Origin of the sequence: Paucisalibacillus globulus (assembly GCF_900184735.1) — a bacterium.
Classification (GTDB): Bacteria; Bacillota; Bacilli; order Bacillales; family Amphibacillaceae; genus Ornithinibacillus; species Ornithinibacillus globulus_B.
Genome location: NZ_LT855386.1, coordinates 353338 through 375897 on the forward strand (window position 1 = coordinate 353338; position 22560 = coordinate 375897).

18 protein-coding genes, 2 pseudogenes and 1 riboswitch are annotated in these 22560 nt (G+C 35.1%); of the genes and pseudogenes, 6 read left to right on the forward strand and 14 right to left on the reverse strand.

Translation table 11 applies throughout. From position 1 onward, the window contains the following. Positions 1-361, reverse strand: a pseudogene (locus BN999_RS03880) (transposase); the annotation flags it as partial. Between BN999_RS03880 and BN999_RS20970 the strand changes: the two are divergent. Next, positions 354-575, forward strand: a pseudogene (locus tag BN999_RS20970) (IS5/IS1182 family transposase); the annotation flags it as partial. The pseudogenes BN999_RS03880 and BN999_RS20970 overlap by 8 nt on opposite strands. A 43-nt stretch (positions 576-618) precedes the next feature. On the opposite strand, the gene thiT reads toward BN999_RS20970, so the two are convergent. From thiT to BN999_RS03905, 4 genes are all read right to left on the reverse strand, one after another. Beyond that, positions 619-1191 carry an energy-coupled thiamine transporter ThiT gene (gene thiT / locus BN999_RS03890; protein ID WP_096270077.1) on the reverse strand — a complete coding sequence of 191 codons (573 nt, stop codon included), beginning with the start codon at positions 1189-1191 and terminating at the stop codon, positions 619-621. Positions 1192-1308: 117 nt separating this feature from the next. Continuing rightward, a riboswitch (TPP riboswitch) is annotated at positions 1309-1411 on the reverse strand. A gap of 63 nt (positions 1412-1474) precedes the next feature. Further along, complete coding sequence (locus BN999_RS03895; protein ID WP_096270078.1) at positions 1475-3262, reverse strand: M3 family oligoendopeptidase; 1788 nt, start codon at positions 3260-3262, stop codon at positions 1475-1477. A 165-nt stretch (positions 3263-3427) separates the two neighbouring features. Continuing rightward, positions 3428-4861, reverse strand: a complete 1434-nt coding sequence (locus BN999_RS03900; protein WP_096270079.1) for an N-acetylmuramoyl-L-alanine amidase family protein — start codon at positions 4859-4861, stop codon at positions 3428-3430. Continuing rightward, the gene (locus BN999_RS03905; protein WP_096270080.1) at positions 4836-5111 is read right to left on the reverse strand and encodes a phage holin; all 276 of its coding nucleotides are present in this window, start codon (positions 5109-5111) and stop codon (positions 4836-4838) included. The genes BN999_RS03900 and BN999_RS03905 overlap by 26 nt, the downstream gene beginning before the upstream one ends. A 262-nt stretch (positions 5112-5373) precedes the next feature. Here BN999_RS03905 and BN999_RS03910 point away from each other — a divergent pair, with 262 nt between their 5' ends. After that, entirely contained in the window at positions 5374-5907 is a 534-nt protein-coding gene (locus BN999_RS03910; RefSeq protein ID WP_096270081.1) for a YceI family protein, read from the forward strand. Between the two features lie 58 nt (positions 5908-5965). Here the strand turns inward: BN999_RS03910 and BN999_RS03915 are convergent, their stop codons facing one another. Then, entirely contained in the window at positions 5966-6847 is an 882-nt protein-coding gene (locus tag BN999_RS03915) for a VanW family protein (RefSeq protein ID WP_096270082.1), read from the reverse strand. A 219-nt stretch (positions 6848-7066) separates the two neighbouring features. Beyond that, positions 7067-8284 (reverse strand): NAD(P)/FAD-dependent oxidoreductase, encoded by a 1218-nt coding sequence (locus tag BN999_RS03920; RefSeq protein ID WP_096270083.1) that lies wholly within the window; start codon positions 8282-8284, stop codon positions 7067-7069. Positions 8285-8441: 157 nt separating this feature from the next. On the opposite strand from BN999_RS03920, the gene BN999_RS03925 reads away from it, so the two are divergent. Beyond that, complete coding sequence (locus BN999_RS03925) at positions 8442-8885, forward strand: DUF2663 family protein (RefSeq protein ID WP_096270084.1); 444 nt, start codon at positions 8442-8444, stop codon at positions 8883-8885. Between the two features lie 366 nt (positions 8886-9251). Here the strand turns inward: BN999_RS03925 and BN999_RS03930 are convergent, their stop codons facing one another. Continuing rightward, a complete protein-coding gene (locus BN999_RS03930; RefSeq protein WP_096270387.1) occupies positions 9252-10532 on the reverse strand; it encodes a SpoIID/LytB domain-containing protein in 1281 nt (426 codons plus the stop codon). Between the two features lie 289 nt (positions 10533-10821). Between BN999_RS03930 and uraA the strand changes: the two genes are divergently transcribed. Then, complete coding sequence (uraA, locus tag BN999_RS03935; protein ID WP_096270085.1) at positions 10822-12096, forward strand: uracil permease; 1275 nt, start codon at positions 10822-10824, stop codon at positions 12094-12096. Between the two features lie 65 nt (positions 12097-12161). On the opposite strand, the gene BN999_RS03940 is transcribed toward uraA, so the two are convergent. Both BN999_RS03940 and dacB read right to left on the reverse strand, forming a co-directional pair. Continuing rightward, positions 12162-14318 (reverse strand): type IA DNA topoisomerase, encoded by a 2157-nt coding sequence (locus BN999_RS03940; protein ID WP_096270086.1) that lies wholly within the window; start codon positions 14316-14318, stop codon positions 12162-12164. A 189-nt stretch (positions 14319-14507) separates the two neighbouring features. Then, positions 14508-15905, reverse strand: a complete 1398-nt coding sequence (gene dacB, locus BN999_RS03945; protein WP_176481862.1) for a D-alanyl-D-alanine carboxypeptidase/D-alanyl-D-alanine endopeptidase — start codon at positions 15903-15905, stop codon at positions 14508-14510. 224 nt (positions 15906-16129) lie between these two features. Here dacB and BN999_RS03950 point away from each other — a divergent pair, with 224 nt between their 5' ends. Further along, the gene (locus BN999_RS03950) at positions 16130-17392 is read left to right on the forward strand and encodes a helix-turn-helix domain-containing protein (RefSeq protein ID WP_096270087.1); all 1263 of its coding nucleotides are present in this window, start codon (positions 16130-16132) and stop codon (positions 17390-17392) included. 15 nt (positions 17393-17407) lie between these two features. Continuing rightward, on the forward strand, positions 17408-17548 hold the full coding sequence (locus BN999_RS20485) for a hypothetical protein (RefSeq protein WP_176481863.1): 141 nt from the start codon (positions 17408-17410) through the stop codon (positions 17546-17548). 76 nt (positions 17549-17624) lie between these two features. On the opposite strand, the gene BN999_RS03955 is transcribed toward BN999_RS20485, so the two are convergent. The 4 genes from BN999_RS03955 to abc-f form a co-directional block, all read right to left on the reverse strand. Beyond that, positions 17625-19235, reverse strand: coding sequence for a YndJ family protein (locus tag BN999_RS03955; RefSeq protein WP_176481864.1), 1611 nt, complete (start codon positions 19233-19235; stop codon positions 17625-17627). After that, on the reverse strand, positions 19222-19836 hold the full coding sequence (locus BN999_RS03960; RefSeq protein ID WP_096270089.1) for a DUF4166 domain-containing protein: 615 nt from the start codon (positions 19834-19836) through the stop codon (positions 19222-19224). Before BN999_RS03960 ends, BN999_RS03955 begins: the two co-directional genes overlap by 14 nt. 11 nt (positions 19837-19847) lie before the next feature. Further along, a complete protein-coding gene (locus BN999_RS03965; protein WP_255247394.1) occupies positions 19848-20756 on the reverse strand; it encodes a DoxX-like family protein in 909 nt (302 codons plus the stop codon). A gap of 76 nt (positions 20757-20832) precedes the next feature. Continuing rightward, complete coding sequence (abc-f, locus tag BN999_RS03970) at positions 20833-22395, reverse strand: ribosomal protection-like ABC-F family protein (protein ID WP_096270390.1); 1563 nt, start codon at positions 22393-22395, stop codon at positions 20833-20835. Between the last annotated feature and the right edge of the window lie 165 nt (positions 22396-22560).

Consider the following 22560-nt stretch of genomic DNA (forward strand, 5'->3'; position numbering starts at 1 on the left):
TTACCGTAAATTTCACCAGTTTTCTCGTCTGAAAGCTTCTCCCTGACGTATTCTTTTTGAGATTCCCACTTTTCATTGAGATATACTTTTCGATTGTTTCCCTCTTTCGCCTTTGTACACATGGAGCGTAAAGGGCATCCGGAACAATCTTCGCATTCATAGACTTTAAATTCGCGTTTAAATCCGTATTTGTCGGTTCGATGGGACACATGGCTGAATAATAATTTCTTTCCATTCGGACAAATGAATGCATCATCCTCTTCATTGTATTCCCAATTGTCTACATGAAAAGCATTGTTTTGTGTTTTCTTTTCTTCTCCTTTCGATACTGATTATATCTAATAAGAGGTGTTCTATTTCTATATCTGAAGGCTAATTTGGGTTTCACTCGAATGTCTGTTAGAGGAAAAGAGAAAGTGATAAATGAATTAGGATTTGCGCTTATGGCGGTAAACTTGAGGAAGTATACCGCAAAAATGGGTAAATCTAGTTTAGGAAATGGAAATGATTTCAAAAAACTGGTTCCAAGCAATTTTCAATCGCTTAGAACCAGTTTTTTATTACTTTCTGGCTAGTTTTGTCCCAGCCTCTTGTGAGCAGAATTTTATATTGCTTTCACTATGCTGCAGATAGTAGTGTTCTTGGTTGTTTATGAAATAGGAAATATACCGCAACAGTACAAATAATAATAGAAGGAGCAATATAGCTGATATTATATAAGAATGAATACATCCAAACATTCATTCCTTCAATTGCTGATTCAAAAAATACAATCCCAGCTACAAAATGCGCAACAAACCTTAGAATAGATCCAATAATTACACCAAGTAAAATATAAGAGAAATATGCCTTAGTATTTCCTTCTTTTAATGCATTTTTGATCTTACTTGCGAATATTCCAGCAAAGCCTAATACAGTAAACGCTACTAAATAATCAATTGCACCTTGTAACCAATGCATAATCCAAGCCTGGCCAACAGCTATTTGTAGAACTCCCCATAAGAAACCGGATAATAGTCCTCCTTTGATTCCCCAACGAAATGCTACGATGAATATCGGTATCATAGCAAGTGATATAGAACCACCTTGAGCCCATACTTTAAATGATAAGAATGGAGCTAGGTCTAAGACTAATGCTAAAGCTGTAAATATTGCTACTTCAATTAGAAACAATGTTCGTTTTGAGTTCACACCAAATTCCTCCCCTGAATGTATTCTAAAATCAAATAAAAGATTTTTAAACACAAAAAAAGCAATGCCAAGGGGAAGCTTCCTGATGGGGAATTCCGCTCACATTGCATACTATATCCATCATAAAAGCCACCATCCCTACGCTAGTATTAACTAACAGGTTCAAAGGGTCTGAACTAATTCGTTCACTCTCAGCCAAAAGGCTCCCCCTGTGGTCTTATTTTTCACTTTTTTTGCTACCGTTATTGTAGCTTAAGTTTATACTTTTGGCAATTATTCCAGTTTAAAGAGAAATAAACTCTTCAACATCCTTTACACAAAGCGCAATTGCATTTTCCCAGAAATCAGGCTTTGTTAGATCAACTTTCAGGTGCTTCATTGCTAGGTCCTCCACATTCATTCGACCCGTATCACGTAATAATGCTATATAGTCATCCTCAAAACTATTATTACTATTTTGCGCATGTGCATAGATTCCTAGACTAAATAAATATCCAAATGTGTATGGGAAATTGTAAAAAGGTGTACCTGTTATATGAAAATGTAGCTTCGATGCCCAGAATGTTGAATCATACTCACTAAGAGCGTCACAATATGCTTCTTTCTGTGCTTCAACCATCAATTCATTAAGTCTATTAACAGAAACCATCCCTTGTTTACGTTCCTCATAAAATCTAGTTTCGAATAGGAACCTGGCATGAATATTCATGAAGAAAGCTATACTACGTTGTATCTTATCTTCTAATAACTCTAGTTTCTCTTGTTTAGACTCAGCACTCTTTACCGTTGCATCCGCAACGATCATTTCTGCAAAAGTGGAAGCTGTTTCTGCAACATTCATAGCATATCCCTGGTTTAGTCCATGCATGTCATTCATAACATGTTGGTGGTATGCATGTCCTAATTCGTGTGCAAGTGTAGATATATTAGATGATGTCCCAGAGTATGTCATAAACACTCTAGTTTGTTGGCTATCTGGGAAGCTAGTACAGAACCCACCCGGTCGTTTACCAGAACGGTCTTCTGCTTCAATCCACTGCTTTTCGAAGGCCATCTGAGCAAACTCCGACATTTTCGGGCTGAACTTCCTAAAATTATCGATAATAAAATTGGCACCTTCTGAATAAGGTACTGTTTTAACGGTTTTAGATAGTGGTGCACCAATATCATAAATCGCTAATTTTTCTTTTCCGAGTATGTCTGCCTTTTTATTTAAATACTTTACGAAATGCTTCTTATTATCGGTTATCGCGCTCCACATTGCATCCAACGTTTCTTTTTTCATTCGGTTAATCTTAAGTGGTTCTTTTAAGACATCGTCCCAACCACGATGCTTGTATTTTTGCAATCGAAAACCAGCCAAATGATTGAGGGTTTGTCCAAACAGGTCAGAATTATTATTCCATGCATTACTCATTTGATTGAAAACATGTTTACGGAAATTGGAGTCTGGATTACTTAATTTATTCGCTGCCTGCCCAACTGAAAAGGACTTAATCTCTTCCCCTTCGGTAATTTCTACTGTCATATTACCAACTATTGTTTGATACATTTGCCCCCAGGCATTGTAACCATCCACTGCCAAGTCATTAATAATAAGCTCTTGCTCAGAAGGAAGTAGTTCCTTAGCTCCTTCTCTTGTTTCATTAAGTACAAAAACTACCTCTTGCAATTCGTCTGCAGTTAATATTTCAGTCCATGTATTGTCAGGAATAGAAATTAACTTCTGATTGAAAGCAGTACGGATACTACCCATTTTTGCAGCTAAATCATTTCGTTTTCCAACTAATAAATTAGCTGCTGCATCTTTCACATCTTGTGCACTTAAACAACTTATGTATGCAAAGGATTCTCGTAATTTTTTCATAGTAGATTCAAGCTTCTTTACAATGTTAACTAATAATAAGGTATTTGTATTTTCATCTGGATGATATCCGTTAATAAGAGAGGATAATTCATCCATTTCACCATCTACTATTTTAAGATAATCCTGAAATTCCTTTGATTCACTACCCCCAGGGAAAATAACATCTAAATCCCATGTTTTCTTGTAATCACTAGTCTGTTGCATTAAATCTCTCCTCATTTTAAAATTATAATTAATTAGTATTTTACCAATATATGCATTATTTTTCACTAAGAATATTTTGGAAATCGAAATATTTCTATTCCGAAATAAATATATTTCAAATAATAAGGATGTCTTACCTAAATCCAGGTAAGACATCCTTATTAACTATTGCTTATTAGAAATAGTTGCACCTGTGCTTGGGTGAGCATAAATTTGGACCTTGCCAAAATCACCGGTTTGAATTATATACACATGTGCCTGTGTTGTACCAAGAATTTTATACGATAGCCCTCCGAATTTCTTCGGATTTAGGAAACCTTTTTCATTACCCTTTACCGGAGAAGTATTTAATGGATATACACGCCATGAGCTCTCCGATTTAGGTAAATGCAAATACCGATCTCCAGTATTTTTAACGTCACTATTTGATGCACGTCTATCCTCATCAGAGATTGTGGATGCAGTATTAGGGCCTGCATAGATTTGTACTCTTCCAAAGTCAGAAGTTTCAATAATATAAACATGTGCTCCTGTACTACCTAATATCTCGTACGTTAGGCCACCAAATTTCTTCGGATTTAAGAAACCTACCTCATTCCCTTTAACTGGATCTACCCCTATTGGGTACACTCTCCAAGAGCTTTCACTAGCTGATAAGTGTAAATGTTTTTCTGTCTTTTCGTCAGTGTTAGTTGAAGGGCTGGTTGTGGATGAGCCCGGACTGCTATTAATAACTGCACCTGTACTTGGATGCCCGTATATTTGCACCCTACCAAAATCACTTGTTTGTATAATGTAAACATGTGCTTGAGGCTGACCAAGAATTTCATAGGTTAGTCCCCCGAACTTAGCTGGATTCAGAAATCCTTTTTCATTACCTTTCACAGGAGCTACATCAACAGGGTATACACGCCATGAATTCTCAGAAGCTGGTAAATGGATGTACTGTCCGGTAGACCCATTTGATCCACCACCTGGATTACTTGGTACTGGCGCAGGATTTATCGGTATATTGACATCTTGTTCCTCCCCTGATGGAGTTCGGTACGTGTATCCAGCATAGTCACAAAAAGCTTTTACAACCGCTTCTGCATATTTGAGATGATTATTACGCAGTTGCTGTATATCATCTCCTGGTGAATCAGCAAATCCATACTCGATTATATTAGTCACTACATTTCCAGTTTCTCTAATCATAAAATAATAATCCAAACTAGAATTCCCTGGAAGTGTACGTGTGAATACACGTCTAATATTTTGACCTGCTTTCCTTAATTCATCTGCAATTTTTTGAGCAATTGCTTTCCCGTCATAAATAGAGTGAATGACTTCTGCTCCGTCACCACCACCGGCATTTAAGTGATTGGAGTGACAATATTTCGCCCCGCTATCACGAACAATCCTTGTTCTTTCATCGGGAGAAAGGTATTTGTCAGTTGTTCTTGTAATTGCAACTGGAACCCCTAAATCTCTATATCGATTGTATTGATACAACGAAATCTTTAATGCTAAATCCTTTTCTTTCCAATAACGATTCGTACCACCACCCGGGTCCCTACCACCATGTCCCGGGTCAATGATTAAGATTGGTCTTGCCATTAGATTTTCTCTCCTTTACTTTAATTAGACCTTTATCTCGTAATGCATCCCTCTGAGCAATTCCTCTCTTTGTTATATAGTTATTTTTAAACCAAGTATTTAGTGCAACAATTATTGTAAAAATTGAAGCAACAACTTGTTCTAATGTCTCACTATCTATTGGAAGTGGTGATTTTCCAAAGATAACTAGTATTTGGTTAATTAACGCCAAAAAAAGTATGGACGTGCGAATGACCGTACCTTTGTCCACTTTTTTCCACCTCCTTTAATAGGTATATACTATTATTTTCATTCCTGAACTATTTCGTGACGGCGAATGTCCATAAGAATGAATCTTCATAACTATATTCGAATATTTTCTTAAGAAGGTGGCAAAAGAAAATCATAAACCAAAACTAAAATTAATTAAAAATAAATTAATTAAAGATACTTGACTTGCGACTATTATGCATATATACTTAGTTACGTAAAGTAAGTTAAGGAAATTTAATAACAAACAGGAGGAATTTATGATGACTAAAGCAGTATGGAATGTAGACAAAAGCCATAGCGCATTAGAATTTACTGTAAAACACATGATGATTTCAAAAGTTAGAGGATCGTTCACTAATTTTGATGCAACAATCGAAGCTAATCCAGATGACTTAACAGATGCAAGAATTGAATTCTCTGTTGATGTAAATAGTATTAATACTCAAAATGAGGATCGCGATAATCACTTACGTTCTAACGACTTCTTTGATATCTCAAATCATCCAAAAATGACATTTGTTGCAACTAATATTAAACGAAAATCAGACGACGAATATGCTGTTACAGGTGATTTTTCTCTTCGTGGAGTTACAAAACCTGTTACATTTGATGTAACCGTCGAAGGTGTCGGTAAAGATCCTTGGGGAAATGAAGTAGCAGGTTTCAGTGGCTCAACAAAACTAAACCGTAAAGACTTCGGTCTTGTATGGAACGCTGCACTTGAAACAGGTGGAGTACTTGTTGGAGAAGAAGTAAAAATAAATATTGAATTAGAAGCTCATAAACAAGGTTAAATTAAGATTTACTAGATAACTGTTTTACCTTTATAAAAAGGACCATTCCTCCGTGTAATTAGGAGGAATGGTCCTTTTTTCGATTAACTGTTGCATAATCTGATGTAAAAATTCTTACAATCATTTTTCCATCAATAGCTTTTGCACGTATTAATATCGGATAGCTATACTCGTTCTTGAAAATGAAGTCAGGCCCCCACCAACTTACTGTCGCATCCTTCCCTGGTGGAACATACGGTACTGAACGACTATGAGAATACCTCTCAACTATCTCAATTCCTTCAATAGAAACGGCATTAAATAGAGTGGATGAAACTTGGCATATACCTCCACCAATGTCTTCAGATAACTCCCCCTTTACAATCACAGGAGCTCTCTTATATCCTTTTTCAACTGTTCGCTTCCCTACTACCTCATTAAAGGAAAACGTTTCTCCTGGAAAAATCACATGATTATTGATGGCCTCTGCAGCTAGTTGAATATTATGAGAACGTTCTCGATTGCTAGTACGAAAGTAGGTAAGATAATTTCCGATTTCATTAGAACTAATATCAGTCAGTAATTCAGTATCCACCCTAGGATAAACTAGCTTTTTAGGCACTTTCATTTCGAACGAAACATCACTATAAAAAAACTCATAAAAAAAACGTATAAAGTTACGGCGATCTAACGATAAGCCTACTTTTTCTGGAACAATATTCCAAGAATCATCTAATGTAGCATTAACTGGTTCTTTATATATTTGTTCTTCAAGTCGTTCAAGTAATAAGGACAATTTTTCACGATCAAGAAATATAGAATCTATATGACGATATGTAAAATCACTTCGTATAAGTGTTTCATTTACATTATTATCCGAAATTACCAATCGGTTCTCCGCAGCAGTATTCATTCCAGTAAAAATAATAATTAAAAGTATCAGTACTATTATCCTTTTCATTAATGGTCTGCACCTCCTGACTTTAGTATCTGAAAAAAACCATAATTAATGTAACAAACCCCACCTCACTACAGGCAGCAAGGTGGGGAAAATTATCTAAAATCCCGCTTATCTTCTAATGAACGACAAGTGACCATATAGCCAATCATGGCCGATAGTCCAATTAAAAACCATTTCCATATTTTTTTCATGAAACCACCTCATTTAGATAAAAAACTGTTAAAATGGACGAACTTTTCCTTTTTTCAATAAAAGTTTTGGACCACCTAGTAAAAATAAATATCGATCATCTACTACTTTTTTCATTGTTGCAGCTGCCTTACCATATAACTTTTTATCACCTAAAATAGCTCCCATTCCATCTGTGACGCCTAAACTAGCAACTGTTCCTTTATCACTAAAAACAAATTCTTCTAATGGTTCATTGTGGATAAGGGCCCTTATATTATTCCCGCAAGTTGTTGCATGTTGCATTGCGGCTTGAGCAGTTGGCGGATAAGGGCGGTTAGCTTGCTTATCCATTACCCATGCACAATCTCCTAGTATAAAAATATTATTGTATCCAGGCGCTCGCAAATCACCATGTACTGTTACCTTTCCTTTAGTTAAGTCGAAACCTGACTTGCCTAATATGGAACTACCGGTAACACCACCTGTCCAAACAATAGTACCCGCCTTAATTAATTCATTATTTTCTCCAACGATAAACCCTTCTTCAGTACACTCATGAATACGAGTGCCCTCCATGATATGAGCACCACGTTCTTGTAATGATTTTCTGGCATAGGTTACTAGATCTTTGTCAAAGTTAGGGAGTATACTCGGTGCTGCCTCGACATTAACAATCTTCACTTTCCCTCTATCTATATCATATTTTTTACATAGCTTTGGAACCTTCTCCACAAGCTCCCCAACAAATTCAATTCCAGTAAACCCACCGCCTCCAACCAAGATGTTCAGACTGGATTCATGCGCATTAGGATCATTATTGAATTTCGCAAATTGATATTCGATATGTTCACGTATTAATCGACAAGAATCAAAATCCTCAATAAAAAATGCATGTTCATCCATACCCTTTATTCCAAATGTGTTGGTTTCATAACCGAGACACACCACCAAGTAATCATAAGTCAACTCGCTATTTTCTAGAATAACCCTGTTATCATCTTTTTCAATTTTAACAACCGTATCATAGATCAACCGTACTCTATTCGGATTAATTATATCTCGAATCATAATTCGAACTTGATTTTGATTAATAGTACCCGCTGCTAATTCATGGAGCCATGTAGTTTGATAGTGATAATTATGTTTATTGACTAATATTATTTCTGCTTCTTCTGGAGAGAGATTTTTTATGAGTCTCTTTGTTGTCATCATGCCTGCATAGCCTGCACCTAACACAACAATCCGAGGCTTGTTATTCAATGTCATTTCACCCTTTTCACTATTACTTGCGATCGAACTTTAAACGGTAAACAGTTTAGTATTATGCATAATTTTTGATAATATCCGATACTAACTTCTTTTCTAAATGGATGATTAAATATCACTGGACTAGCATAAGTATGGTTAGTAGGGGGGATTGTTTATGCCTTTAAAAACTGTGGAATATCTATCTGATGAAACAATAAACAAATTAAAGGAAGTTATTAAAAAAAGTAAAAAGAAGAAACGATATGAGAGATTACGAAATAACTCTCTAATAGTAGCACTATTACTTTTACTCACGTTTTTTTCAATACTCTATGTTGTCGATGTACGTTATGTTTCTGATCCATTTTCTACATTTGCGAATATCCTATTAAATCCTTATTATTTATTTATTATTGGCTTAATATCACTTTCATTTGTCTATTATAATTTTTACCAGAAAAAGCTTAAAAAAGAGAAAGACAAGCTAAATAATGTTCGAAAAGAAGTTATCGATTACCTTAATGATTCCAAAAATATGAACCTACAGGAAAAGGTTGATGCCATTAAAAAAGAGATGAAAGATGTTTATGATATTAATTTGTATGTTAAAAACAAGTAATAACATCCACTATGTAAATCGCATTGTTATAAGAAAGTAATAAAAAAGAGGCTGGGACATAACTAAAAGTATAAGTTGAGAACCTGAACGATACACCACATCAGCTCCGGAAATATACGGAGACTCCTACGGGAGGATAGGCATCGGTGAGACCCCGGAAGAGCTTTAGCTCTGAGGAGGCTCACCAGCCGCCCGTGGAAAGCGTAGTATATTTCCGGACCCCGGAAGAGCTTTAGCTCTGAGGAGGCTCACCAGCCGCCCGTGGAAAGCGTAGTATATTTCCGGAGCGGGTCTATGCGCTTTTCATGTTCGTTCGGATTTTAATCAACTAAAACTCTTTTGTCCCAGCCTCTTTAAATATAGGTGTTACTTCACCTGTTGTAAGGTCTCGGATGAAATATCCATAATGGTTGTACCTGGATAATAAAATGAAATAATCTCCCTATAATTCTTTCCCTGTTCTCCCATAAAATGTGCTCCCCATTGACTCATCCCTACTCCATGCCCAAAACCTCTACCCTTCATCGTATATACACCACTATTCAACTGAAGGGAATCAATTAAATAACTTTTAAAAATAGTCCCCCCTATCATGGGACGAATACGGTTTAAATTCATATCTTTTAATTGAACTTGCTCAAACAAAACCAATCCTTCAAAAATACGTCTCATAAATGTCACACTGATCGAACCACTAACACTTCTCCCCGAATCAAGTTGATCTCCTTTTAGTTCAAATTCAGGTACAGTTAATATTTTAATGTCACCTGGATACCCATTACGATTTAACCAACTTTTGATGGTATCGGTAATGTCCTTATCTCTTTCCGCCGTATTTTCCCACCAGTTTGGATTGCTGAAATCAATGCTTTCATAGTCAATTTGTGTTTCGTGTAATGAAAATTCCCATGGATGAGTTGGATCAAATGGATCATCCTTAATAGGAAAATAATTTAAAGGTTGTCCCCCCCAAACATTCGCATTATTTTCCGTTACACCACCATTACTCGCTGAGTAAAATGTTTCAACTAATCGGTTATTATGTGTTATTACTTCACCCTTTGTTTCTTCTACAGCTTTTGTCGTATTGATATCCCACTCATAGCCACCATAAACTTGGTAGCTTATCGTATCATCCATTACCTGATCCATTTTAGATACAGCATAGGTTCTTGCTGCTAATGTTTGCGCTTTTAACGTTTCGAGCCCCCATGACGAGAAAACTTCAAACGGAACAACTCCTTTTAAATAATCCTCTAACGGCAATTGGTTTATCGGACGTATTGAATGATCTTCTTCAACAATAAATTCCATCGCACCTAAGTATGGTCTATCATTAATAAAGACGACATGGTTTGTGTCATATACTTGAGGGACTAAGATTAATCCTCCAGTTATTTTTTGTTTCTTCTGACCCTTGTTTTTTAGATATAGTTCTCCTTTCTTTAGTGATAATGTATAATTCACTCCTTCTTTTAAATGTAATGTTGGGTCTAGACTAAAATAGTCTCCTTCAATTCGGATGTCTAATTCGTGCGTGTTTCCAATATAGTTCCTGAGTTTAACAGTAACCATCTGGTCAGCACTTACTAAATTCGGTACAAGTAATATTCCTATTATGGTGAATATAAATGTTATATATCTCATGTGGATATTTTTTCTTAGGTTTGCTTTTATATACATAGTAAAAAAGTAGATTGACATAATTCTTCATTCCGTGTAATATGTATTTAAGTTCATACGGTTACCTTTAATTCAGTCCTGTGAGACTGACAAGGTGTGTAAGGCAGTAAGGCTGTCTTATATATTCATAGAAATGGTCTGTCCATTTCTATACTCTTATGCTTTTTAGCACCTTGTCCTTTTTTAGGCAAGGTGCTTTTTTATTTCTCTTACTTGGTAACTGATGAACAATTTATTAAGGGAGAGAATTTTAATGGCACAATATGATGAAATACAAGTAGATCAACGTTTACCATTTTTACAAAGCTTACCACTAAGTTTCCAGCACTTATTTGCAATGTTTGGATCTACTGTATTAGTACCAATTATTTTTGGGGTAAACCCAGCTACTATTCTATTAATGAATGGGATTGGAACATTATTATACCTATTTATTACAAAAGGAAAAATTCCTGCTTATCTAGGATCTAGTTTTGCATTTATCGCGCCAGTTGGATTAGTCATTAGTCAATTCGGATATGGATATGCATTAGGTGGCTTCCTTGCAGTGGGAATCATTCTAACCCTTGTAGGTCTGTTAGTAAAGTTTGCAGGTACTGGATGGATTGACGTATTATTCCCACCTGCAGCAATGGGAGCAATTGTTGCTGTTATTGGATTAGAATTAGTACCAGTTGCCGCTAGGAATGCGGGGTTAATTGCTCAAAATGCAGGAGATACTTCTTGGACAATGGACCCAACAACAGTGATTGTGGCACTTCTTACATTAGGAATAACGGTTATTGGTTGGGTAACATTCCGCGGGTTCTTTAAAATTATCCCTATACTTATTGGTTTTGTGGCAGGTTATGTTATCGCGTATTTCTTTGGATTAGTAGATTTTGAACCAGTTAAAGAGGCAGCTTGGATTCAAGTACCAACATTCTACACCATGCAATTTGATTGGTCTGCAATTCTTATTATCGTTCCAGCTGCATTAGTACTTATTCCAGAACATATTGGGCACCTTTTTGTAACGTCTAACATTGTTAAGAAGGATTTAGCAAAAGACCCTGGACTTGATCGTTCCCTAATGGGTAATGGTATTTCCACAATACTTTCTAGTTTTGTAGGTTCTACACCAAATACAACTTATGGAGAGAACATTGGTGTACTAGCAATAACAAGAGTTTATTCCACATGGATTATTGGTGGAGCTGCCGTTATCTCTGTACTTCTATCATTTGTAGGTAAGCTTGCAGCACTTATCACTTCAGTTCCACCAGCAGTACTTGGCGGAATTTCCTTACTATTATTTGGAATCATTGCTGCTAGTGGGATTAGAATGCTAGTAGAAGCCAAAGTTGACTATAGTAAGTCCCAAAACCTGATTTTAACTTGTGTCATTTTAGTCATTGGTATTAGTGGTGCAACTGTACAAATTGGTGAGGTTGGACTTTCAGGTATGGGATTAGCAACTGTTATAGGAATTTTACTCAGTCTACTTTTCAAAGTATTTGATGTATTAAAACTATCTAACGAAAAATAGTATTTATTATCTACTAGATTAAAAGAAAAAGCTGGGATGTCATTTTAAATGAATCCCAGCTTCTTTTACTTTTCAAACTCCATATTCCATGAATAGTACTCATTTTGCGGATTTTTATCATAACTTAAATAGGCGTTGAATTTCTTCCCTTGTTTACTAGTTAAACCCTTTACATACGCCTTTTTATTCTTAAGTAAACTTTTTACCATGGTTTTTGTAGGTCTTTTCTTTAAAGCTGATAAATACTTATCATTTTTCCAGATTACAAACTTGCAACCTTTTTTCCAATTACTACAACCAAAACCTTTTCTCCCCTCAACAATCTTCCCACCACAATTTGGGCATGTTCCTAGTACTTCGTTAGATGGTTTCTTTGAGCTACCCGTTATTTCATGAATGATAATCTCTTTATCTTTCTTAATTATATCAACTGATTCGGTTGTAAATCTAAAGATCGTATCAAGAAATATGTTTTTCTTAACTGTTCCCTTTTGAATATCAGAAAGTGTTTTTTCCAGACGACCGGTAAATTCCAGATCAAAAAGAGATTTAACTGGGAATGTATCGACTAATCTCCTACCCAATTCGGTAGTAACCAAATTTTTACCATTTGCAGAAATATAACCGACGTCTTTTAGTTTCTTTATTGTTTCCGCTCTTGTTGCAGGTGTTCCAATACTAAACCCAGTCAATATGTTTCCAACTAACTCTTCATCCTCTTCCTTAATACTCCTTCCACACGTCTCCATCACTCGAAGTAGTGTCTTCTCAGTATGTGGTTTTGGGGGTTGAGTGACATGGGTTGATACCTCTGATGTATCTACAGTGACTTTTTCATCTTGTTGAACAACTGGAAGTAACTTGTCCTTTGAGGAGATTCTTTCTACCTTTTTCCAGCCTTCCACTAGTTGTACTTTCCCTTTGGACTCAAATATTCCTTCTAGGTCTACATGCAAAACCTTCGTCTTAAGTCGAGTTTCTTCATACTCTGCAATCGGCATAAATTGGGCAATAAAGCGATTTTTGATGGCTGTATAGACAATTTGCTCGTCTGCTGTTAAACGGCTAGGCTTCATATAGGTTGGGATAATTGCACTGTGACTTTCTACTTTTGCATTGTTAAACACACGCTTCGTTTTCATAAATTTAATTTCATCTTTATACGGTAAATCTGCCGAAAGTGTAGTTAACACTTTCGCTGTTTTACCCACTAAGCTTTCCTCTAGTGCGGTACTTGAGGTTCTTGGATATGTGATAAATTTCTTTTCGTATAACGATTGAGCAACCTTAAGAACCTTATCGGAAGTCCATCCCTTATACTTACTAGTAATAAATCCTTGTAAGTTTGATAGATTAAAAAGAAACGGTGGAAATTCTTTTTTCTTTTCAACTTTCTTATCGAGAATAACTGCTTCTTTCTGTTGAATAAGCTCTTCAACTTTTACTAGGATATCCTTTTTCTTAAATTTTTCTTCTTTCCCCACTACATATGTCCCTTCATATGTTTCACTTTTACTTGTCATAAAAGTTGCCGTGAGCTTGAAAAAGTCTTCCGGAACAAAACTTTCAATCTCTTTATCTCGATCATAAATAATCTTTAAAGTAGGGAGTAGTACACGACCAATGTTTAATGCCTTTCCCTTTCCTTTTTGATATTTCAATGTTGCAACTGAGGTTAAATTGATACCGATTACCCAGTCTGCCCATTGTCTACTAACTCCCGCATCTTGCAGGTGCCGTAATTCATCATTTAGCTTTAATGAATCAAGTCCTCTAAGTACTTCATCTCTAGTCCATTCATTTAACAACAACCGGTAAACAGGTTTAGTTGGCCTAGCTTTATAAATAATACTATCACCAATCAACTGACCTTCCCGATCATAGTCACATGCTGAGATGATACCATCAATATCTACCCGCTTCATCAAACTATGTATAATTGTTAGTTGCTTCTTAGCACCTTGATCTGCCCATTGTCTGTTTTTAGGATTACTTTTTACTTTATACTCAAACTTCTCTGGGATGAATGGGAAATTATCCATTTTCCATCTTGCCATTTTGGTATCATAATCTTTTGCATCAAATAATTGTAATAAGTGTCCAAAAGCCCAGGTTATAACATACTGATTTCCTTCAAAGTAACCATCTTTTTTGCCTTTAATGCCAAGTGCATCAGCAATATTCTTTGCAACAGATGGCTTCTCTGCAATAATTAATTTCAAAAAAGCACCTTCTTTCCGTATAGAAAAAATGTTAAAGAGAGGAATTATTTATTGGGATCAAAATAGAGGTTAGAAAAGAGAGTGAATCTATTATACTACATATTTTTACTTTTTATAAGGAATATCGAGTTGTTTAAAATATAGTGAAGCTTAATACCTGTATGATAAAAAGAATTAAAAGCAAAACAATCACGAAACGATTGTTTTGCTTTTTTCAGAGATAATGTACTCAACTAACTTGTCGATAATATCTGGTCCATCTTCTTCATCTAGGAGATTATTCAACATAATGGAGAAAATGAGCTCTTCCCCTTCCTTTGTCTTTAAATATCCCGACAAAGTACTAACCCCCATAATCGTTCCAGTTTTCGCATGTACCTCTAACCCATACATTCGGTCATTCAACGTACCTCCTATCATCCGGTCCTCATTACCAGCAACAGGAAGAGAACGATAGAAGCTATTAAACCAAGGCTCTTCTTGAATACGGAAAAGAAATTTCGAGATTTCATTTGGTTGAATTAGTGTAACATGTGAAATGCCAGAGCCATCACGGATTAGTAGCTTACTAGTATCTACTCCTAATGTATTTAGCGTCTCTTCCATTACGTTTAATCCACAATCCCAACTTCCTTCTCCCTTTACAACCTTACCTAATTCTTTAACAATCATTTCCCCATGACCGTTATTGCTCAACTTCATAAAAGGGACACTTAAATCTGCTAAAGATATCGAATCACGTACATATAGAAGACTGGCTTGTTTAGGTGTAACTCCTCTAATTGCTGTGCCACTGGTACTAATCCCTAACTTCTTTAAAGCGTTCTGGAATAACTCTATTGCATAGTCAGTTGGTTCCCAAACCGCCACCCATTCTTTTAGACTTTCAGAGTTAAGTGAAATACTTCCCTCTACTACAACATCATTATTCCCGTGAAGTCGTATTACCGTTATTTCCGACTCACCCTCCTCGACATGGGATTCTGTAGTGATTGCCCTATTTATAATGTTTATATAATTGGTCAACGGTGTTAATGAGATGGTAGGTTTTTCACCTGGTTTATCTCCGGGAGAGATGGTAAGCATTACTGTGCCTGTATCATAATCTTGATTAGGTGAAGCTGTTAAAGCAGATACCTGTGCACCATAATAATAATGTTCATCATTCCAATTCAAGTCCTGTGACAATCGAACATCATCATACCATGTATCATCACCAATTATATCCCCCTGGATCTCTAGAATTCCTTTTTCCTTTATCACTTGAGCAAGATATTCAAAATCTTGTTGTAACAAGGTTGGATCTCCTTTGCCTTTTAAATAGAGATTTCCAATTAATATATGGTCTTTTATTTCACCATCAATCCATAACTCAGTTGAGAAGGTATAGTTTTCCCCTAATACTGCAAATCCTGTAGCACAAGAGAAAATCTTCATATTTGATGCTGGATGCAGTCGAGTATCTCCCAAATGTTCATATAATAATTCGCCTGTTTTTCTTGTTCGTATACTTATTCCAGCAAGTGCCCCCTGAAGATTAGGTTCACTTTTCATAAAATGATGAAATTTCCTCCATTTTTCATCCATAAAGTTTACTCCTTTTTATTTGTTTTTCATTTTCCCTATTGATTCTTCCTACCTAGGTACATATTTTTAGCCTGATTATCGAGGTTTTCCAGGAAAACTTTCCTCTTTTTCTACAAAAATATATAATAAACTACCTATTTTCCCATTTTGTTGAATATTGTCATTATTATATAGTATTCTAACTTATTTTTGCTTATAATAAAACCCAGAGAGGTGAGGGAAATATGGGAATAGATTTAGGACAAGCAATTAAGATTAATCGTTTACGAGCAAATATGACACAAGCAGATCTCGCAAATGGAATTATCTCTGTATCCTATTTATCCAAGATAGAAAATGGTTCAGCTGAGCCCCCAAACGAAGTCATCGAACTACTAGGTGAAAAGCTTAAATTAAATACAGATTACTCAGAGGATGATATTACAGATCAATCAATAATACAGTGGTTTAAGCATTTGTTACATTATGAGGTTGACGATTCAGTAATACTCTACAACAAAATCAAAAGTAATATCTCAAATGTATTCGATAATCAATTGTTGTCTCTAATTGAAATACATAAGTTGTATTACTATGTATTAATAAATAATTTTACAGAGGCTGATGGCCTTATTGTTTCACTACATAAAAGCTCTAATAAATTTACAGAAACTGAAAAGTACTATTTCTATAAGTTTGTTGCATACTACCATTATTCAAAACTGGCATATCGAAAAGCCCTAGATTTCTATCAAAAGGCAGAAAAATATTGTAAATCTGATATTTTTCACAAACCGGAAGAAATTGCTGATTTATTCTATATGATAGCTTGTTCAGCAAGTAAAAGTAGACAGACACATTTATCATTACTATATTCTATTCGTGCTTTAGAATATTACCAATCTAATTATGACTTAGTAAAGTCAGCAAATTGTCATATACTACTTGGAATTTCTTACCGAAGAATTAATGATATTGAAAAGGCAAAAGAGAGTTATAATTATGCAATTAAAATAGCAAAGAAACTTGAAAATAACTATATATTAAATTTATGTCATCAAAATTTTGGTAAAGTACTTTCTTCCATAGGGGATTCTGAAGAGGCAATTAATCAGTATCTTATGAGTTATGAGTTGAGGAAAAATAGTTCAATCCATAAAAAACTGACAACTATTTCGAGTTTAATGCAAGAATACTATTCTAAAGGCGACATGGACAACGCAAGGATTTGGATGGAATTAGGAATAGATCTTTCAAATGGACTTAAACCATCTGAATCAATTCATGTTTATGAATTTAAAGTTTATAAATATTTAATTAACGGCCTAGATACATCATTTGAATCACTAATTACAGATCACATAATTCCTTTCTTTAACGAAAAACAATTACACTACGAGGAATCAAAGTATATTAAGCTCATAGCAAAATATTATTACAGTAATCGAAAATATAAGTTAGCAGCAACTTACTATAAAAAGTTGGGTAATATTTACTTTTATCCTTGAAAGGAGGTGAAATAGATGAAAAGAATCTTTATTTTAGCACTTATTTCTTTTGCTATCATATTCTCAAGCGTTTCAGCTAGCAGTTTGTTTTCTTACCAAGGATATGAATTAGCAAATAATGAGGAACCATACCCTTGGCCAAAAACAAAAAAATAACCCTCTAGATTAAAGATGTGTATTTTTCCTTGTCTTCTACAAAAACGTATTACTCAAGGACATTTTAAGGTAGCCTTCAAACATCCTCGGTTTCATTCTTCTGAATGTCATACTCTATTGATAAGAAAGGCAAGGAAAATATCCACATTTTGTGTTTTGCTATTAATTTTCCATCGGTACTTTCCGTTACTATAAACTCCTCTTCCAACGGTAATTTCATTACATATTTTTTTACTACCAGATAAATTCCTGAATCCAAATTATCTAAAGAATGTCTTTTACTTGTTAGGCAAAGACTGTTACCACTTTGGCTCAGATTTAACACACCCATCATCGAAGCACCTGGTAACGGCAAAGCAATATTCATATATCTTTTTCCATTTGTTAAATGCTCCGAATACAATGCAACAAATACAGTTTCTCCTTTTATCTTACGGATCCACGCTCGTACATTTCTTCTGCCATCGATGGTATCGTCGATTGGAATAATAGCCCCGGTCATTTCCTCTCTTCTTCTTAGTAGTGGTAGATTTATTTGTTTCATATACTTACTAAACAGTTTATAAATGGCTGCATAAGGAATAAACCACTTACTCCAATTCACCTTCGCAAAAAGTCTATATGAATTCGTATTTTCATAGAAATCTACTATTGTTGGTATAGTCTCAGGAATGATGGATTGGTAATGTTTCATCTCTCCCACTAATCCTTTGTACGGAGTGGCTCCGATTTTCCCTTGCAATACCCTTTCTCCGACTACCTTTTGTCCTCTAATTTTACTTATAGGAAACTTAGGTTTCCTTTCTTTAGAAGCTGGCATCTCTATCATCCAACCAGTAATACCAATTAATCCAAAGAATATTGTATTTAACACACCATGTGTAGCAATCATCTGATCGATACCAATAGAGTATAGACTAGAATAATTACCAAATGCATAAGCTAACGAAAACAAAATAGTTATTCCTAATGAACCAAATGAAATTATGATGAATACTCGCTGTACCTTATTAGTAATTGGAGCTTTTATACTCAAAAAAACACAAGAATAAATACCAAAAATATATAAGATAACAGATAATACTTCTAATAAAACCGAAAAAGTAATCCCTAACGCAACCATCCAAGGTGAAAGAATAATAATGAATCCAGTTACCAAATACCATTTTCCTATCTTCTTAAGTAATCTTCCCAAAAGGCCAAAGAATACTAGAAATAAAAAGCCAGAGTAATGGAAATGTATACTTGTGAGCCATGTTATGATAGTTGAAAATCCTGTGTCAATTTTAGAGTGGTATGCGAAAAACCACATTCCACCAACCGATAAGTATATTAACCCAAGGTCAATTAATATTTCTTCAAAATGAACAAATCCCCTATTTATAAATCGCTTTACTCCCAATAACGCAACCATACATGTAAACAATAGATAGAGAAATGCTAGAGAAGTAATAACAAATCCATGAACAAATGGAATTAAGAATACCGAAGTAGAAGCAATTAATGAATAATAAGGTAATAGACTCTCTAGTTTACCATGAGTTTCTTTTGTTAATAGATAGAGTACTAATGGAACAAAGATCAACTGTGAAACTGTTAATAAAGCGATAAACCATTCCGTTCTTTGAAACAGTATAGTCACTATCATAAAAATAATATTTACATAAAGAACGTTACGAAAGTTCATCTTCAGTAAACACCCCTTTATACGAAAAAACTGTTCCAATAATTGGATTACGGACATTAACACTGATGGTATATGCCTGTTTTGTGTCACAGTAACCTTCTTCAACAGTAGCTATCCCTTGGAATATTCTTGGTAATGGTATCTCTATCCTTCCAATAACTAAACGTTGTCCTTTAGATGAAATTAACAGACTCCCGTCCTTAACTACATGAAAACTTAAATCAGAGTAAAACCTTGCTGGATCACCTAGATAATCTTTAATTACTTTTTGATTACGATCAAGACTCATGATTGCATTAAAATAGCGTTCCTTGTTTCCAAACTGGAATTTTCTCTCCCAGTGAATTTGCTCTTCTCCTTTTTCCCCAACAGTAGGTGTATTACAAATTATAAAAGGGATGTTCTTTCCACGCTCTGGGAAAAGCAACTTCCATTTCACACCATACCAAAAGAAAGGATAGAGCCATTTTGGACCACCTACTATAGTATGCATGATCCCGGAACCTATAAATTCTCTTTTTCCCATAGATTCGTAGCGTTGTCTAAGCATGGGATGAAGTTTAGTAAATTCTTCTCCAAGTACGACTTCATATATAGACATTTTCGGAACCCCTACCGTTCTCTTTTACAATTTCTTGCAGTTGGAATATCTTTACTAATAACTAAGCCAATTAACGATAAAAGAAATAACGCTAAATTAAAGGTTAATGGATTAAATGGTTGAAAAAGGGAGTGAAAATTATAGATAATAGCTCCTACCATTAAGAATGGAAATACAAGAGCCTGGATGCAAAATAATCTCCGCTTATTCCGATAGAACATCCAAATTATCGCGAAGAGTACTTCTATCACCCCTGCGATTATTGTAATCCACTCCCCTTGATTAGTTGTCATGGGTATTACATTTGTCACCATTGCGATTTCTTCTGGATGCATGGCTATTAATTTCGGAATCATTCCATGGTATATCCAAATAAATATAAAAAAAACAGTAAGCAAGGAATGACTAAAGAATCGTATGTATTGCGATGACGGTGTTTCTCCTGTCTCCATCCATCTCTTTAAAACATCGAAGCTTAGAGCCGTTGCCCAACCCATTAATGGCCTAAAAACATAACGGTCAATTAAACTACCAATGCGACCAAAGCTAGGTTCATAGTTGTATTGCGTGAGAAATTGGATAGAATTATTTTTATTAGGTATGTATTTCCAATACCCTTTACCCTCTTTTATAATCGATATTTTCTGTTCTGTACCAAAATGAAGTGAGGATGTTCTGGAATCATCATCCGCATGAAAACTCCCTACACTTTTTCCCCACCCTTCTACGGATAAACCAAATCCAATATTGGTGCGATATAAAAACTCCTGTGGCTCACCGTCTTGTTTGGGCAGGTAATTTATTTCCGAAAACCTTAAATCCCATTTTTGATGGAGGCTTGGTTCCTGTGTTGCTTTCCACAACCTGTCCATATCTGTATGAATCACGGTCTCCACATATATAGGCTTGTTTTTCACCATTTATCCCCGTCCCCTTACCGTCCTTTTGATTCAGTTTACCATAAAAAAAGGGTAGTAGAAATTACTACCACCCTTCTTAATTACTATATTTCTTTTTCTTTTCTAACAGTTCTTGAAATTCTTGTTCTAAATTTGGATCCGGATTTAAGCTTAATCTACTTAATACTTCTGTTAGCCTTGCTTCAATAACCATTAGCTCTTGTTCTGTTTCATCTATTACTTTAGGCTGAAAGTTTTGGTATGCATGATAATCCCCTTCTATTAATTTCATCCTCTGATTCTCTATTGTTATAATTTTTGTTGCTGTATTTTCTATAAATCTTCTATCATGGGAGACAAAAATAACGGTTCCTTTATATTCCCTAATCAAAGACTCTAATGCTTCTACTGCATCAATATCCAAATAATTGGTCGGCTCATCCAAAACAATTGTATTAATATTGCTTAAGAAAATCTTAGCAAAAGCGACTTTGACCCTTTCTCCGCCACTAAGTACTTCTACTTTCTTATATACATCGTCTCGAATAAAATGCAGTCGAGCCAATACTGTTCTTACTAATGACATCTCTTGAGTAGATGTTTCCAAGACATTATCTATGATAGTCTTGTCTCGCTCTAAGATATCTAAGTTCTGACTGAAGTACCCTATCTTAACAGCCGGTGATACCTCAATGTCTTTCTCCGTTGAAATGAGTTTTTTGATAAAAGTGGTCTTTCCAACTCCATTGTTTCCAATAATGGCCACTTTATCTCCAGCATGAATATATAATTTAGCTTTCTCCCATAGCAATCGACTTCCTATCTTTCCTTCCATTTCCTCCACACGAATTATTGGCTTATTACCGAGTAACGTTTCATTGACTATATCCATAACTAATGGAGGATCTTCCTTTACTTTCTCAACCTTTTCTAGTTTTTCTAACCGGGTTTTTATAGCGTTAGCTGCAGTTTCAAGTTTTTTCTGCTTTTTAGCAAAATATGGTTTACCACCTTTAAGATTTGCATCAGAATCACTCTTTTTTTTGGGATTTTTGGTTGCTCTTGCAGCCTTTTTCTTTTTCAGTTCTAAGGCGTGATTTAGTTGCCTCTTAATGGATAAATATTGATTATATTCCCTTTGTTGCTTTTCTATTTCCATTTCTTTTTGGTCGCGATATGACGTATAATTACCAATATACGCAGTCACCTGCCCGTCTTTCACTTCCCATATTTTATTACAAAGTGAATCTAAAAAAGCACGGTCGTGAGATACAATCACTACAGCACCAGTCCAACGTTTTAACTGACTTTCTATTTTTGCTATATGGGCTTTATCTAAATTCGTTGTTGGTTCATCAGCAAATAGAATATCCGCCTTACTAGCGATTGCTTCATTAATATACTGTTGGGTAATTTCCCCACCACTTTTTGTTGTATTAGTATCTTTTAATTGTGGTAGTAGCTTCAAACTAGCTACAGTTTGGACAGATCCAGTAAAATTTTCTTCCTTACCTGATAGAATATTTATTAAAGAAGTTTTTCCACTTCCATTTTTGCCGACTACACCTATAAAGTCACCTTTCTGTATTTGTAGGTGCTGAGCTTTTAATATTTCCATCCCATTGACTTCATATATTATATCTTGAGCTTCTAATAGCATGTTTTCACCCCATTTGTTCAAAGAAAAAAGCCCCTACTCACGAAGAATAGGAAGCTAAACCATGCCAAATAAACAAATGTCTTTTAAAACATTTCGAATGTCTACCTGTACAGATTATAATCCTATTCAACGTGTTGAGTATAAATTGCATGCTAAAAAGAGGGC